The organism is Blautia argi (assembly GCF_003287895.1).
Taxonomy (GTDB): Bacteria; Bacillota; Clostridia; order Lachnospirales; family Lachnospiraceae; genus Blautia; species Blautia argi.
Window position 1 is genome coordinate 199513 of sequence record NZ_CP030280.1, and the last position, 14705, is coordinate 214217.

The 14705-nt window shown below is 40.0% G+C and carries 11 protein-coding genes and 2 pseudogenes; 11 read left to right on the forward strand and 2 right to left on the reverse strand.

Annotated features, from left to right (window positions below):
- Positions 1 to 10 precede the first annotated feature (10 nt).
- From DQQ01_RS01105 to DQQ01_RS16220, 9 genes and pseudogenes are all read left to right on the forward strand, one after another.
- Positions 11 to 347, forward strand: a pseudogene (locus tag DQQ01_RS01105) (DUF6145 family protein).
- 1 nt (position 348) lies between these two features.
- A complete protein-coding gene (locus tag DQQ01_RS01110; RefSeq protein WP_111917833.1) occupies positions 349 to 1128 on the forward strand; it encodes a type III pantothenate kinase in 780 nt (259 codons plus the stop codon).
- A 1-nt stretch (position 1129) separates the two neighbouring features.
- A complete protein-coding gene (gene dusB / locus DQQ01_RS01115; protein WP_111917834.1) occupies positions 1130 to 2086 on the forward strand; it encodes a tRNA dihydrouridine synthase DusB in 957 nt (318 codons plus the stop codon).
- A 176-nt stretch (positions 2087 to 2262) separates the two neighbouring features.
- Positions 2263 to 2746: pseudogene (gene greA / locus DQQ01_RS17965) on the forward strand (transcription elongation factor GreA).
- 34 nt (positions 2747 to 2780) lie between these two features.
- Entirely contained in the window at positions 2781 to 4736 is a 1956-nt protein-coding gene (lysS, locus tag DQQ01_RS01125) for a lysine--tRNA ligase (protein ID WP_111917835.1), read from the forward strand.
- A 239-nt stretch (positions 4737 to 4975) separates the two neighbouring features.
- Positions 4976 to 5212 carry a DUF6462 family protein gene (locus tag DQQ01_RS01130; protein WP_072447191.1) on the forward strand — a complete coding sequence of 79 codons (237 nt, stop codon included), beginning with the start codon at positions 4976 to 4978 and terminating at the stop codon, positions 5210 to 5212.
- A gap of 32 nt (positions 5213 to 5244) precedes the next feature.
- On the forward strand, positions 5245 to 5502 hold the full coding sequence (locus DQQ01_RS01135; RefSeq protein ID WP_072447189.1) for a DUF6462 family protein: 258 nt from the start codon (positions 5245 to 5247) through the stop codon (positions 5500 to 5502).
- Entirely contained in the window at positions 5481 to 6266 is a 786-nt protein-coding gene (locus DQQ01_RS01140; protein WP_101695154.1) for a ParA family protein, read from the forward strand. The genes DQQ01_RS01135 and DQQ01_RS01140 overlap by 22 nt, the downstream gene beginning before the upstream one ends.
- The gene (locus DQQ01_RS16220; protein ID WP_111917836.1) at positions 6256 to 7080 is read left to right on the forward strand and encodes a ParB/RepB/Spo0J family partition protein; all 825 of its coding nucleotides are present in this window, start codon (positions 6256 to 6258) and stop codon (positions 7078 to 7080) included. Before DQQ01_RS01140 ends, DQQ01_RS16220 begins: the two co-directional genes overlap by 11 nt.
- 883 nt (positions 7081 to 7963) lie before the next feature.
- On the opposite strand, the gene DQQ01_RS01150 is transcribed toward DQQ01_RS16220, so the two are convergent.
- The gene (locus DQQ01_RS01150; RefSeq protein ID WP_111917837.1) at positions 7964 to 9172 is read right to left on the reverse strand and encodes a metal-dependent hydrolase family protein; all 1209 of its coding nucleotides are present in this window, start codon (positions 9170 to 9172) and stop codon (positions 7964 to 7966) included.
- Positions 9173 to 9386: 214 nt separating this feature from the next.
- Entirely contained in the window at positions 9387 to 10445 is a 1059-nt protein-coding gene (locus DQQ01_RS01155) for an AraC family transcriptional regulator (protein ID WP_111917838.1), read from the reverse strand.
- Positions 10446 to 10693: 248 nt separating this feature from the next.
- Between DQQ01_RS01155 and DQQ01_RS01160 the strand changes: the two genes are divergently transcribed.
- A complete protein-coding gene (locus tag DQQ01_RS01160; RefSeq protein WP_111917839.1) occupies positions 10694 to 12070 on the forward strand; it encodes an MFS transporter in 1377 nt (458 codons plus the stop codon).
- A gap of 10 nt (positions 12071 to 12080) precedes the next feature.
- A complete protein-coding gene (locus DQQ01_RS01165) occupies positions 12081 to 14474 on the forward strand; it encodes a glycoside hydrolase family 2 TIM barrel-domain containing protein (RefSeq protein ID WP_111917840.1) in 2394 nt (797 codons plus the stop codon).
- Positions 14475 to 14705: the final 231 nt, after the last annotated feature.

Genomic DNA, 14705 nt, shown 5'->3' on the forward strand with positions numbered 1-14705 from the left:
GGAGAATAAAATGTACAAGGATAAGGTAGTGCTTTGCGGTGCAAGCGCTTATGAACAGAAATATTATTTTAATGAAGATTTTGCATCTCTTCCCCAGTCTATACAGGACGAACTGCATATTATGTGTGTTCTGTATACAGAGGAAATCGGAGGTGTCCTGACTCTGGAATTTGATGAAGAGGGAAGTCTGCAGTTTAAGGTGGAAGCTCTGGAGGCAGACGCCATGTTTGATGAGATTGGAAGTGTGCTGAGAATTAAGGATTTTGCAGCAGAAAAAGAAAGAGCTGCTGGAATCTCTGGAGCTTTACTACCGGGTGTTCTTCCTGGGAGAGGAGGTTGAAGAATAAAGTGCTGTTAGTGATTGATGTAGGAAATACCCATATAACTTTAGGTGTATTTGAAAAAAAGGAGCTGCTTGGAACCTTTCGTATGACAACAAGACAGAGCCGAACTTCTGATGAATACGGGATTCTGATGTGCAACATGCTGGAATACCGGGGGATTGCAAAGGAGAAAATCGAAGATGTGATTATCAGCTCTGTGGTGCCGGACGTGATGCATTCCCTTACCAGCAGTGTGATTAAATACTTTGACCGGAAACCTCTGAATGTGGGACCGGGCTGCAAGACCGGAATCCGCATTACGGCAGTGAATCCAAAGGAGGTAGGCGCGGACCGGATTGTGGACGCTGTGGCAGCTTACGAGATGTACGGCGGACCTGTTCTGGTGCTGGATTTCGGTACAGCCACTACTTATGACCTGATTAGCGAGGACGGCAGCTTTGAGGCGGGAATCACCTCACCGGGAATTGAAATCAGTGCAAAGGCCCTGTGGCAGGACGCAGCAAAGCTTCCTAAAATCGCCATTGAAAAGCCCAAGTCCATTCTGGCAAGGGAAACCATCAGCAGTATGCAGGCCGGTCTGGTATACGGCTATATCGGACAGGTGGAATATATTGTGAAAAAGGTAAAAGAAGAGGCAGGACTTGAAAATCTGAAGGTAGTAGCTACTGGCGGACTGGGAAAAATCATTGCAGATGAAACAGACTGCATTGATGTGTATGATTCCCAGTTGACCCTGGAGGGGCTTCGGATTATTTACGAAAAAACGAAGAGAAGCAGAGGTTGAGATGAAGCTTAAGATTGGAAATGTAACCCTTGAGAATAATCTGATACTGGCGCCCATGGCAGGAGTAACAGACCTGCCATTTCGTTTGCTGTGCAAGGAGCAGGGCGCAGGGCTTATCTGCACGGAAATGGTCAGTGCAAAAGCCATTTATTTTAAAAATAAAAATACAGAAAGCCTTATGGAGATTGAGGAGCGGGAAAGACCGGTTTCCCTGCAGCTTTTTGGCTCTGAACCGGATTTGATGGCAGAGATTGCAAAGCAGATTGAACATAGGAATTTCGACATTCTGGACATTAACATGGGCTGTCCGGTGCCAAAGGTGGTAAATAACGGAGAAGGTTCTGCTCTGATGAAAAATCCGGCGCTGGTACACGAAATTGTGTATAAGGTGTCCAGAGCCATCGAAAAGCCTGTAACCGTAAAAATCAGAAAAGGCTTTACAGAGGATTCGGTCAACGCAGTGGAAATTGCAAAAATCGCAGAGGACGCAGGCGCTGCGGCAGTAGCGGTACACGGAAGAACCAGGGAGCAATATTATGCAGGGCAGGCAGACTGGGACATTATCCGCAGGGTAAAGGAGGCTGTGTCCATTCCGGTTATGGGAAACGGGGACGTGGATTCTCCCGAAAAGGCAGAAAAGCTGGTACAGGAAACCGGCTGCGATGGAATTATGATAGGAAGAGCCATACAGGGAAATCCCTGGTTGTTTTCCCGGATTCTGCATTATCAGAATACAGGAGAACTTTTGCCGCCGCCGTCCATGGAGGAAGTGAAAAAGACTATGCTGCGTCATGCTAAAATGCAGTTGGAATACAAGGGAGCTTATACAGGAATGCGGGAAATGCGGAAGCATGTGGCATGGTATACCTCAGGCATGCCTCATTCTGCATCGGTACGCAGGCAGGTGAACGAGGTGGAAACCTATGAACAGTTGGAAGAATTGGTGAGTCGAATGTAAAGAAAGCCGGATTTTGCTGATTTTACCATGTATTTTGGGCAGAAAGGGCTATTTGGCTTGACATTCGCATATCTATTATTTATAATATTATGACTGTTAAGTAGAGGTATTTATGTGGACAGGGTGCCAAATCCGTGGTTCCATTATGAATATATGAGAAAGGGTGTAGAATTAAAATGGAAGAAAAGAAAACAATACTGACGTATGCGGGACTGACAAAGCTGGAAGAAGAATTACATGACTTAAAGGTTGTACGCAGAAAAGAAGTAGCAGAAAAAATTAAAGAAGCAAGAGAACAAGGCGACTTATCTGAAAATGCAGAATACGATGCAGCAAAAGATGAGCAGAGAGATATTGAGGCCAGAATCGAAGAAATCGAAAAGATTCTGAAAAACGCTGAGGTTGTAGTAGAAGACGAGGTTGACCTGGATAAAATCAGCGTTGGCTGTAAGGTAAAGGTTTACGATGTAGAAATTTGAAGAGGAAATGGAGTTTAAAATCGTAGGTTCTACAGAGGCAAATAGCCTGGAAGGTAAAATTTCCAATGAATCACCGGTTGGAAAGGCTCTTATCGGTGCAAGAAAGGGAGAAACCGTTTCCGTAGAAATGCCTGCAGGTATTATGGAATATAAGGTACTCGAAATCGAAAGAAATATTTAAAGATACCAAATAAATGTAAGGAGTGTGTGAGAAAGTGGCAGAACAGCAGAAGAAAGCACAGGAGCAGGATTTGAACCAGTTATTAAAGGTACGCCGTGAGAAGCTGTCCCAGCTTCAGGAGGAAGGAAAAGATCCGTTCCAGATTACAAAGTATGATGTAACACATCACAGTATGGAAATTAAGAATGCTTTCGAGGAATTAGAAGGCAAGAGCGTTTCCCTGGCAGGACGTATGATGTCAAAGCGTGTTATGGGAAAAGCTTCTTTTTGCAGTGTTCAGGATTTACAGGGCGCAATTCAGTCTTATGTAGCAAGAGATAATATCGGGGAAGATTCTTATAAAGATTTCAAGAAAATGGATATTGGTGACATTGTAGGCATCAAGGGTGAAGTATTCAAGACCAAAACAGGTGAAATCTCCATTCATGCTACAGAAGTGACACTGCTTTCCAAGAGCCTGAATCCTCTTCCGGAAAAATTCCATGGTCTGACAAACACAGACCTGCGTTACCGTCAGAGATATGTGGATTTGATTATGAACGAGGACGTAAAGGAAACCTTTATCAAACGTTCAAAAATCATTGCCAGTGTGAGAAATTATCTGAACAGCCAGGGCTTTTTAGAGGTGGAAACACCAATGCTGGTTGCCAATGCAGGCGGTGCGGCAGCTCGTCCTTTTGAAACACACTTTAACGCATTGGACGAGGACTTTAAGCTGCGTATTTCTCTGGAATTATACTTAAAGAGATTAATCGTAGGCGGTATGGAGCGCGTATACGAAATCGGACGTGTGTTCCGTAATGAAGGTCTGGATACCAGACACAATCCTGAATTTACCTTAATGGAATTATATCAGGCTTACACAGACTACCACGGCATGATGGATTTGACAGAAAACCTGTACCGTCATGTGGCGCAGGAAGTTCTGGGTACTACAAAAATCTCCTATAATGGCGTGGAAATGGATTTAGGAAAACCGTTTGAACGTATCACTATGGTAGATGCGGTTAAGAAATATGCAGGCGTGGACTTTAATGAAATCCATACCTTAAAAGAAGCAAGAGCTGTGGCAAAAGAACATCATGTGGAATACGAAGAACGCCACAAAAAAGGCGATATTCTGTCCCTGTTCTTTGAAGAGTTTGCAGAAGAGCATCTGATTCAGCCAACTTTTGTTATGGATCATCCAATTGAGATTTCTCCGCTGACGAAGAAGAAACCGGAGAATCCGGAATATACAGAGAGATTTGAGTTCTTTATGAACGGCTGGGAAATGGCAAATGCTTACTCAGAGCTTAACGACCCCATTGACCAGAGAGAAAGATTCAAAGCCCAGGAAGAACTTCTGGCACAGGGCGATGAGGAAGCAAACACCACAGACGAAGATTTCCTTCATGCGCTGGAAATCGGTATGCCTCCAACAGGCGGTATCGGATTCGGTATTGACAGAATGGTTATGCTGCTGACAGATTCTGCGGCAATCCGTGACGTTCTGGCGTTCCCGACAATGAAGAGCATGGGAGCCGCAAAGAATGAAGCTAACAATGCTGCACAGTCTGCTCCGGCAAAATCTGTTGCAACATTTACCGCTACATCTGACATGGCAGAAAAGATTGATTTCTCTAATGTAGAAGTAGAACCATTATTCGAAGACATGGTTGATTTCGATACATTTAGCAAGTCAGATTTCCGTGCTGTAAAGGTAAAAGAATGTGAAGCAGTTCCAAAATCTAAGAAGCTTTTGAAGTTCGTATTAGACGATGGAAGTGGCGTAGAACGTGTGATTTTAAGCGGAATTCACGATTATTATGAGCCGGAAGAACTGGTTGGAAAGACATTGCTTGCAATCACAAACCTTCCACCACGTAAGATGATGGGAATTGATTCTTGCGGTATGATCATCTCCGCTACACACCTTGTAGAAGGAAGAGAAGGATTGAATGTTCTGATCCTGGATGATCACATTCCGGCAGGAGCAAAATTGTACTAAGTGAGTAAAAATACTTCACAATTTGACAACAAAAATTTTCTTTGACAACAATTTGACAACAAATTTGTATTCCAACATGAATCATCATGAAGAATGGTGATTAGTTGTCAGTAATACTACTCCAACAATATAGATTGTTGAGGGCACTTTTTGAAAGAAAAATCTTTCAGAGAGTGCCCTTTTTTTATTCATTAACAATGTCCGTTGTGGTTGAGTAAAAGCTGAAAGGAGAAACAGATTTGAAAACAGAAAATATGTACTATAACCAACAGAAGCGTTCAGAGGTAAAAGAAGAAGCCCGTCGACTTAGAAGAAAATTTCTTCGTTATCAACAAGCAGAAATCGTATATAGCCTGTCACATAAAAAGTTGATGGAACTTGCAAATGATGCGGGTGCGATTTACAGAATGGAAGGAATCGTTTTGATAAACAGAGAAATCTTTGATGAATATCTTGAACAATTTCATGAAAAATAAGATGACAAATCGGAGAAAGGAATTTAGTTGAGATGCATGGAAAGGTATGGATGTTTTCTAATCTTATTGATGATGAAGATATAGAATTTATGCAACATGAATTTATAAGTTATAAACAAGCTATGGATTATTACGAGCTTGGATATAAGCCAATCGTAAGATTATCTCACAAGGCAGGAGCAGTTTATAAGGTTGGAAAAAAAGTTCTAATTAAGCGAAGCACATTTGAAAAATATCTGAGAGAAAATATCAGAAGGGAGAAAGAAGAATGGGAAAGGTTATTTCAGTAGCAAACCAGAAAGGCGGAGTTGCAAAAAGTACAACGACTTTAAATCTTGGGGTAGGATTGGCAAGACAAGGAAAAAAAGTGTTATTGATCGATGCGGATCCACAGGGAAGTTTGACTGCTAGTCTTGGGTATGTAGAACCGGATGATATTGGAACTACACTTGCAACTATTATGATGAATATTATCAATGACGAGGAAATTGCTGAGGACGAAGGCATTTTACATCATGAGGAACAAGTGGATCTCCTACCGGCCAATATTGAGTTATCTGCTCTGGAAGTAACCATGAGTAATGTAATGAGCAGAGAACTGATCATGAAGGAATATATTGATACGATGCGATCACGATACGATTATATTTTGATTGATTGTATGCCGAGTTTAGGCATGATGACCATCAATGCCTTAGTAGCTTCTGATACGGTTCTGATACCTGTACAAGCTGCATATCTGCCGGTTAAAGGACTTCAACAGTTGATCAGGACTATTTCTATGGTAAAGAAGAGATTGAACCGGAAGTTAACGATACATGGAATTCTTTTGACAATGGTGGATTTTCGCACTAATTACGCCAAAGATATTGCTTCCAGAGTGAGAGAAACTTATGGATCTAAGATTTCTATCTTTGAAAATGTCATTCCACTGTCAGTTAAGGTAGCTGAAGCAAGTGCGGAAGGAAAAAGTATTTATTGTCATTGTCCAAATGGAAAAGTATCTATGGCTTATGAAAATTTGACGCAGGAGGTTTTGGAAAATGAAAAATAGAAGCGGAGAAAAAATCAAATTGACAAGCATTGATGAATTGCTGGGAGTAGTCAATGAAGAATCTGCAATGGAAATAGAAATAAATAGAATCCATGCATTTAAAGATCATCCTTTCAAAGTATTGGATGATGAAAAGATGGCAGATTTGATAGAGAGTGTAAAGGGCAACGGGGTACTGACACCAGTTTTATTAAGATCTGATGGTGAAGATGGATATGAAATGATATCCGGTCATCGAAGGATGCATGCGGCAGCTATAGCTGGATTGGAAACTATTCCTGCAATCGTGAGAGAACTGTCAGATGATGATGCAGTGATTGCTATGGTAGATGCGAATATTCAGCGAGAAGAGTTACTTCCGAGTGAAAAGGGATTTGCTTATAAGATGAAACTGGATGCGATAAAGAGACAGGGAAAAAGAGTTGATTTAACTTGTGGTCATAATGGCCACAAGTTGGGTAAGAAATCAAGAGAAGAAACTTATTATGAAGCATTACAGGAAAGTTCCAATGGATGGCACGAGAATGAAAACAGATATGAGTCATTTGTGAAATATTATCTGGGAATTATTCTGAAAGCATACAGTGAGTTTGAGGGACGTGTAGAGCACCTGAAAAACAGAAGCCTTTCAAAGCCGGATCGAATAAAGGCAGTGATTGATAATAAGGTAGGGAAAATTACCAAAAAAGAAATCATGGAGTTATGTCCGGATATAAGCAAAGTAACTGTAGAAAGGACCCTAACGGAACTGGTTAAAAGTGGATATATCGCAAAAGTAGGTGCCGGGCCGGCAACTGGATATGTTCGTATTTAAATCAGCTGTCGTGGTCGAATCGCCATAGACAAATCAACAACAACGGTGTATAGTAATAATAGAAATCTGGTCAATTGAATATTCATGTAATCAGGCAGAGCCAACCTCGAAAAACCTGCGGTTTTCCTCGGTGTGTGGCTTCGCCAAATAAAACTACAAAAAATGTCTCATGTGAGCGAGCTCACAGATCCATTTTTATGTATTTCTGCTTGGTTCTGCTGATTACATATTGTTTATCATTCCCGCTTGCAAGGGGATGGTAGCCGGAATATGATATCTGTTAGTAACCACAGAGCTCTCCTAAGCGGTAGGCCGGAGGTTCAAATCCTCTTAGCGACGCCAGACAATCCACCGAAAACCCAGTATTTATGCGGGTTTTCGGTTTTCTTTATTTTTGAGATATTATTCGATTTTGGAAAAAGGTTAGAATTTTCTGCTAAGACAAGTTCATTTTTAATCGAGATTTTTAAAACAAGTAGGCAAATGGTTTGCTAAGAAATATTAGCAAGAAAAACGTGTTTCTGCTAATAAAAATGCCCTTCCAGCTAATTGAATTGAAATTTTTGAAAATCCTTGCTAATTTGCAAGGCAAGTGTTAAGAAGTTTTTAGAATCATATCGAACCCTAAACCGTTTGCTATTGCGGTCATTGTTCCTACCATATTGCATATTTTCCAAATAATCAAAGTTATCCTATAATCAAGCTGTAAGGAGGCGTCGTATATGTTTGAAAAGAAATATCATCTATCTCTAACGTCTTTATCTCTACATAAAATAGTATGATTAAGTTAACAACATAAAGCATAAGATAAAATAGCTATGACATAAAGCACAGTTTACTGTACCCTAATATCATAGCTATTTTAAAATCACTCTATATTATTTCATGATTTGTAAACTTCTCCATCTTTCATAACAAATGAACACTCTGTCATAACAGAAATATCTTCCAATGGATTTTTATCAAATCCAACAATATCTGCCAATTTTCCCGGTTGAATTGTTCCAATCTGGTTCTGTAGTTTTAGAAGTTCAGAATTTACCTTTGTTGCAGAAAGTAGTGCACCAGCTGGAGAAAATCCATACCTTGTCATTAACTCAAACTCAAAACCCTGATCACCATGATTGTCGAATGCACATCCAGCATCTGAGCCAAATCCAATCTTAACTCCCATATCAATCATTCTTTTAATATGCTTTCCATGATTTTTTAAACATTCCTCCGCCTTTTCGGCCATCCATTTTGGAAGTGCACCTTTTTTCCCAAATTCAATAATTCGTTCTGCCGCAATTATTGTAGGAATTAAATATACACCATGTTCTACCATCATCTCCATTGCTTCCTCATCTATGAGCATTCCATGTTCAATAGATGTTACGCCTGCCTTGATAGCATTTTTGATTCCTTCTGCTCCATGTGCATGTGCTGATGAAATTCTTCCCCTTAAATTAGCAATCTCTAATGCCGCCTTCATTTCGTCAAATGTTAATTCTGCTGCACCTGGCTCATCTCCGAATGACATAACACCTCCAGTTGCAAAAAGTTTTATTTGATCTGCTCCATACTTTAAATTTAATCTGGCAGCATTTCTTGCCTCATCCGCTCCATTCACAACAATTCCCAAAGATGCATTCAAAATTTGGGGACTAAAATGACTATCACCATGTCCACCTATAGAAGTTAGGGCCGGACCCGAAACAAACATTCTTGGTCCTTTTATGAGTTTATTATCAATAGCCTTCTTAACTGCTATATCAGAAAAATTAACTCCACCTTCATCTCTTATAGTAGTAAATCCAGCCATAAGATCCTTTTTAGCCTCTAACATAGCACTGATTGTAACTTCTTCTGGAAGTTTATGATACATAGGATCTATTGTGGGTGAACCATCTAAACATACATGTACATGGGCGTCAATTAATCCGGGCATTATAAACTTATCTGTTAAATCAATAACTTCACCTTCATCCTTGCACAAATTTTCTTTGATAACATCTATAATTATATTATCCTCTATCACAATACACATATTGTGTTGAACACTTTCATCCTCTGCTGTAAATAGCTGACCACATTTTATTATTTTCTTCATCTCTCTACCTCCTAAAAAATCATAGGTACAATAATACCTGCAAAAACAACTGAAGCAATTGTAACAGTTGTAAAACCACCAACTAGAGCTTTGAAAACGAAATCTAATATTTTCAAAACTTCAATAAATAAACACAATTATCAATACAATACTCTTCATAAAAAATAAAATAGGATATTTAGTTGATCTGTTCCAATTAACGAAAAAAGGATCCTCATTTTGATCGTAGCTGGCTGTTTTTCCGATATTGGGCAGGCGTAACACCGTATTGTTTTTTAAAAAAGCTATTAAAATAGGTGTGCCCTGAGAATCCCAGATCATCAATGATCTCCGAGATTGTTTTGTCAGTGCAGGAAAGCAGGCGTGCAGCCTCTTTGATCATAAAAAATTTTCGGTATTCAAGCAAACTCATTCCCACAGAACGGTTGACGATTTTATTCAGATAACTGTCACTGTAATGAAGGATATCCGAGATTTCCTGACGGCTGATCTTACCGCGGTGGGATTCCAGAAGCCTTTGGATCTGTATAAATAAATATTCATCTTTACTATTGTCCACGGATATTTTACGTGAAGTATAAAGAGAGTAATCAAGCATTATCCCTAAAATTTTAGATATCATACCTTGCGCTGCGGCATAACTTCCGAAAGAAAAATGCTGGTTTTCTTCCGATAATCGGTCAAAGAGATCTTCCAGCGCAGGAGTGATCCTGTCAACAGGAACTTTTGGATAAAAATCAAGGTATTGTTTCTCTCGATTGTTTAATGATCTTCGAAAAAAGTCATATATTTTATTTTGTCTTTGGCTGAGGACCCCTTCCTTGTTAATGGAAAGATCATTTGCCATTAATTTAGAAACAAAATCATCTGAAAGCATTAAAAAGTATAGAGTGGTATTTTGGAAAGGTAATTCACGATGACGGACCGAATAATCCAGTAGACAGCACTGTCCTTCGTGATAGAGGTATTTTTGGTCCTCGATCTTTTGTTCTGTACTTCCCCTCATTACAAACATGATCTCAAAAAAGTTGTGTTGATGTCGTCGGGAAAAATTTTTAATAGTTTCTGAGAGCACATGCTCATTCTGGTAAAAATAGTGAGGAGCCTCTGCATATGTCTTAAAGAGATCACTGTCATAGTCAAATACTTCTTTTATCAGCAGATAGGGGGATTTTAGCTCATATAGAGCTGATATGGAACTGTCAGAATAATAAATATCGAATGCATTTTGAGGACCTGGATACATATTTTGATAACTAGTGGTATTGTGCATGTATTCTGAACTCCCTTCTGGTGGACTGATCGAATTTCCATTCTTGTGTTAGGCTTATTATACTATAGGATGAGATCTGTATGAAAGTGCTTTGCAGTATTTTGGCGCGTTTTTGATATAAAGTGGTGGTTGTGTCCTGTTTTTATTATTGGATATTTCGGAGAAAAAAGTAGTATTAAATTAACATTTATCATATGTTTCCGGAAACTATATTTTAACAAATTTTATGAGAAAGGTGGAAAAGAGGAATGGAAAATACGTCAGAAAAAAAATATTTAACCCTTATCCAGAAGGTGGGATACGGAGTCGGGGATCTTGGATCTAATTATTGTTGGACCTTTGTGGCATCATTTATTATGATCTACTGTACGAATACTTTAGGAATAAGCTCAGGAGTGATCGGCGTTATCATGATGCTTTCTAAATTTTTGGATGGAGTATCAGATGTTATAATGGGGAGGATTATCGATCGGACAAAGAGTAAAATGGGAAAGGCGAGATTCTGGTATGCACTCAGCGCTTTCCCGGTAGCTTTTTTTACCTTTTTGCTGTTTAACGTACCGTCTGGTTTTACAAAGAACACGCAGTATGTGTATATATTTATCGCCTATACACTTATGGGAGTTGTATTTTACACGATGAGCAATATTGCATACTCATCTTTAACTGCACTCGTAACAAAAAATCAAAAAGAACGTGTCCAATTGGGAAGTTACCGTTTTATTTTTGCGGGATTGGCTGTTATTTTGATCGGTACATTTACATCTGACCTGGTAGAGTATTTTGGCGGGGGACAGCACGGATGGACGATCGTGTCATTGATCTATTCATTGATCTGTTTTGTTTTTCTTTTTATTCCTGTTTTAGCGGTAAAAGAATTATCAGACAGTGAACTGATGGAAAGTGGAAATGAAACGGAAAAAGAGAATAAGATCGGATTTATAGAGTCGGTTAAGCTCCTTTTTAAAAATAAATATTTTATTATGCTCCTGGTTTGGTATCTCGTTATGTATCTAGCAAGTGGAGTAACAAGTGGTCTTGGTATTTATTATACAACATATAAACTGAACAATGCCGGATTGCTGGGAACATTGAGCATGGTTGGTATGATCCCGGCAATGATCATTCTTCTTTTTGTACCACAGCTTACAGAAAAATTTGGCATTCGCAGGGTCTCAATCTGGGGAGCAGTATTTGGAATCGCAGGAGGTATTCTGGCGCTCATCGGCGGGAATACAGAATTCTGTTTCATAGCAATTGTTATCGGTCTTGTAGGAAAGTCAGCTGGAACTGCACCAATGCGAGGCGGAGTGAATGCTCTTATTGCTGCTGCTGATGACTATTCTGCACTGAAGTTCGGAAAACGTGTGACGGGAATGATGTATTCCTGTTCTTCTGTAGGATTGAAAGTGGGTACTGGATTTGGAACAGCAGTGACAGGGATTTTACTCGAATTTGCAAAGTTTAATGGAACTACAGAGGCACAGTCGGCTTTTACAGTGAGCGTTATTAATTATGGATATATCCTGGCGGTTGTGATTCCTTCGGTTGTGACACTGCTTGTGCTGGTTTTCCTGAATGTAGAAAAGGAAAATAAAAGAATGAGAGAATTAGGGAAAAAGTAGGGAAATCAAAATGAAGAAAATATTGCTTAATTCAGAGTGGTACTTTAAATATAAAACAATTGGGAATAAGGCGGCAGACATACCTGGGCAAATGATCACTCTTCCGCATGATGCGATGATAGGACTGGACTGTTCAGAAGATGGCGATAGAAAAAAAGGATTTTATCCAAATGTACATCTTCTATATTCAAAAGAGATTTATATACAGTCAGAGTGGAAAGGAGAGTATATCGCTCTTCAGTTCGATGGAATATATAAGAATTCCAGAGTATATGTCAACGGAGTTTATGCCGGGGGGAACAGGTGCGGTTATGACCGTTTTATAATAGAAGTTCATGCATTACTGAAATATGGAGAGACAAATCTGATCACGGTGGAAGCGGACTCATCATGTGATTCCCGTTGGTATTCAGGAGCAGGAATATACAGGAACGTTTATCTACTCAGGGGAGGAAAGATTCATTTCTGCCCGGGAAAAGTAAGGTTTAGCACCATATCTGCCAATGAGGAAGAAGCGGTTCTTGAGACAGAGCTATATATCTGTAATGAAGATATGCTCACTCATGAGGTGGAAGCCGTGGTGGAACTGCGAGACGGAAATGGAAACATCGCGGCTGTCAGCAAAAGAGCAGTTACATTAAAAGATAGAGAGACGACCCGTGTATCGTGGAGGATTTATGTTGATGATCCGAAATTATGGAGTCCGGATGATCCTCATATTTACAGATGTACGGTAAAGCTGTTGAAAGAAGAAACGATAGAAGAGGTGCAGACAGAAACCGGGATCCGTATGATTTCCCTCAGCAGAAAAAAAGGATTTTGTGTCAATGGAAAGACCGTGTGTATGTATGGAGGGTGTATCCACCATGATAATGGAATCCTGGGAAGCGCTGTGTATAAAGAAGCGGAATACAGAAAAATCCGAATGCTTAAAGAAGCCGGATATAACGCAGTCCGCTGCTCTCATAATCCAATGAGTGAGGAACTCATGTCAGCATGTGACAGATACGGCATGCTGGTGATGGCGGAACTTACAGATATGTGGAACTACAGAAAATCGGAAAATGATTTCAGTGAGAATTTTGAGACAGACTGGAAGCAGTCCGCAGAAGCACTGGTAAATCTGTGTTTTAATCATCCGAGTGTTGTTATGTATTCCATCGGAAATGAGATACGTGAACTGGGTCGTCTGGATGGGAAAGTTATTTGCAGAGAGCTTGCTAATACATTTCGTCTGCTTGACTCCACACGCTTTATTACAGCAGGTATTAATTCCATGTTGACAGTAAAACCAGGTCCGTCAGCTATACCGGAGAAGAAAAAAGAAGTTGATATCAATACGGTGATCTTTGATTTTATGGATAAGATAAATGAAATGCAGTGTGCGGAACCGGTGATAGAATCAACGAAAGAAACAAGTGGTATCCTTGATATTGTCGGTTATAATTATGCGGAGGATAAACAGTTACTGGATATGGAGAACTTTACGGATTGGATCTGCGTGGGCAGCGAGACATTTCCAAAAGATATTGCTAAAAACTGGGAACTTGTAAAAAAATACCCTGCTATTCTGGGAGATTTCTCCTGGACCTCCTGGGATTATCTTGGAGAACCGGGAATTGGGCGGAACCGGGGAACCGTTAATCGAAGCGGGGATATTTATGAAGTTTTCCCCTATAAAACAGCAAATTGCGGAGATTTTGATATAACCGGATATCGCCGTCCCCAGAGTTATTATCGTGAATGTATGATCGGACACAGGACAGATCCTTATCTTGCTGTGTATAATATGAAATGTGAGGCAGAAAAAGCTATAAAAACCCCTTGGTCCTGGCCAGATGTAGTCTCAAGTTGGAGCTGGAGAGGTCATGAAGGAGAACCGGTTCGTGTAGAAGTGTATGGGGTCGGTGAAGAAGCAGAATTGATCATAAATGGCAAGAGTGTAGGTCGAAAGCCTGTAAGAAAGGTAACAGAAGGTAAAGATCTTGCAGGAGTTACTGTGTTTGAAACAATCTATCAACCTGGATATATTGAAGCAATCCTATATGCAGAAGGTAAAGAATTCGGGAAATATCGTGTCGAAACAGCTTCAGATGAATTGGAGCTCCGTATCTGTGAAGAAAATGGAGAGTGGGGAGACGTCAGGTTCTTTGAAGTGTGCCTTACAGATAGAAACGGTGTATTAAAGACTGACTGTGACAGAAAGATCACAGTGAGTGTGGAGGGAGAAGGAGTCCTTCAAGGATTTGGAAGTGCACTTATGACCAGTACGGAAAATTTCACACAAGGTGAATATACCACATTTTACGGAAGGGCGCAGCTGGCAGTGCGGCCTGTCGGAAGAGGAAAGATAATAGTGAAGGCCGAAACAGATGGAACGGAAACTCTGAAAAAAACATTCTGAGCGGTAGATTTATCTGGGAGCATTAATAAACATATGAGTTTGAATTTTCCGAAAGGGCTCAAAGAATTTTTCAATATCAGAATAAAGAAACAATAAATGATAAGGGACAAGATCAGCATCTTGTCTCTTTTATTTGCAAGGGGGATGCGCCAAAATCCCAGCTTGTCCAGGACCTTGGCAAACGCATATGATTCTGGAATGTGCCTTTTGGCACATCATTAACATTCACAA

Coding starts and splice junctions, on each gene's coding strand:
- DQQ01_RS01150 (WP_111917837.1), bottom strand. CDS start 9,172: ATGAAGAAAATAATAAAATGTGGTCAGCTATTTACAGCAGAGGATGAA.
- DQQ01_RS01155 (WP_111917838.1), bottom strand. CDS start 10,445: ATGCACAATACCACTAGTTATCAAAATATGTATCCAGGTCCTCAAAAT.
- DQQ01_RS01165 (WP_111917840.1), top strand. CDS start 12,081: ATGAAGAAAATATTGCTTAATTCAGAGTGGTACTTTAAATATAAAACA.
- dusB (WP_111917834.1), top strand. CDS start 1,130: ATGAAGCTTAAGATTGGAAATGTAACCCTTGAGAATAATCTGATACTG.
- DQQ01_RS01135 (WP_072447189.1), top strand. CDS start 5,245: ATGCATGGAAAGGTATGGATGTTTTCTAATCTTATTGATGATGAAGAT.
- DQQ01_RS01160 (WP_111917839.1), top strand. CDS start 10,694: ATGGAAAATACGTCAGAAAAAAAATATTTAACCCTTATCCAGAAGGTG.
- DQQ01_RS01140 (WP_101695154.1), top strand. CDS start 5,481: ATGGGAAAGGTTATTTCAGTAGCAAACCAGAAAGGCGGAGTTGCAAAA.
- DQQ01_RS16220 (WP_111917836.1), top strand. CDS start 6,256: ATGAAAAATAGAAGCGGAGAAAAAATCAAATTGACAAGCATTGATGAA.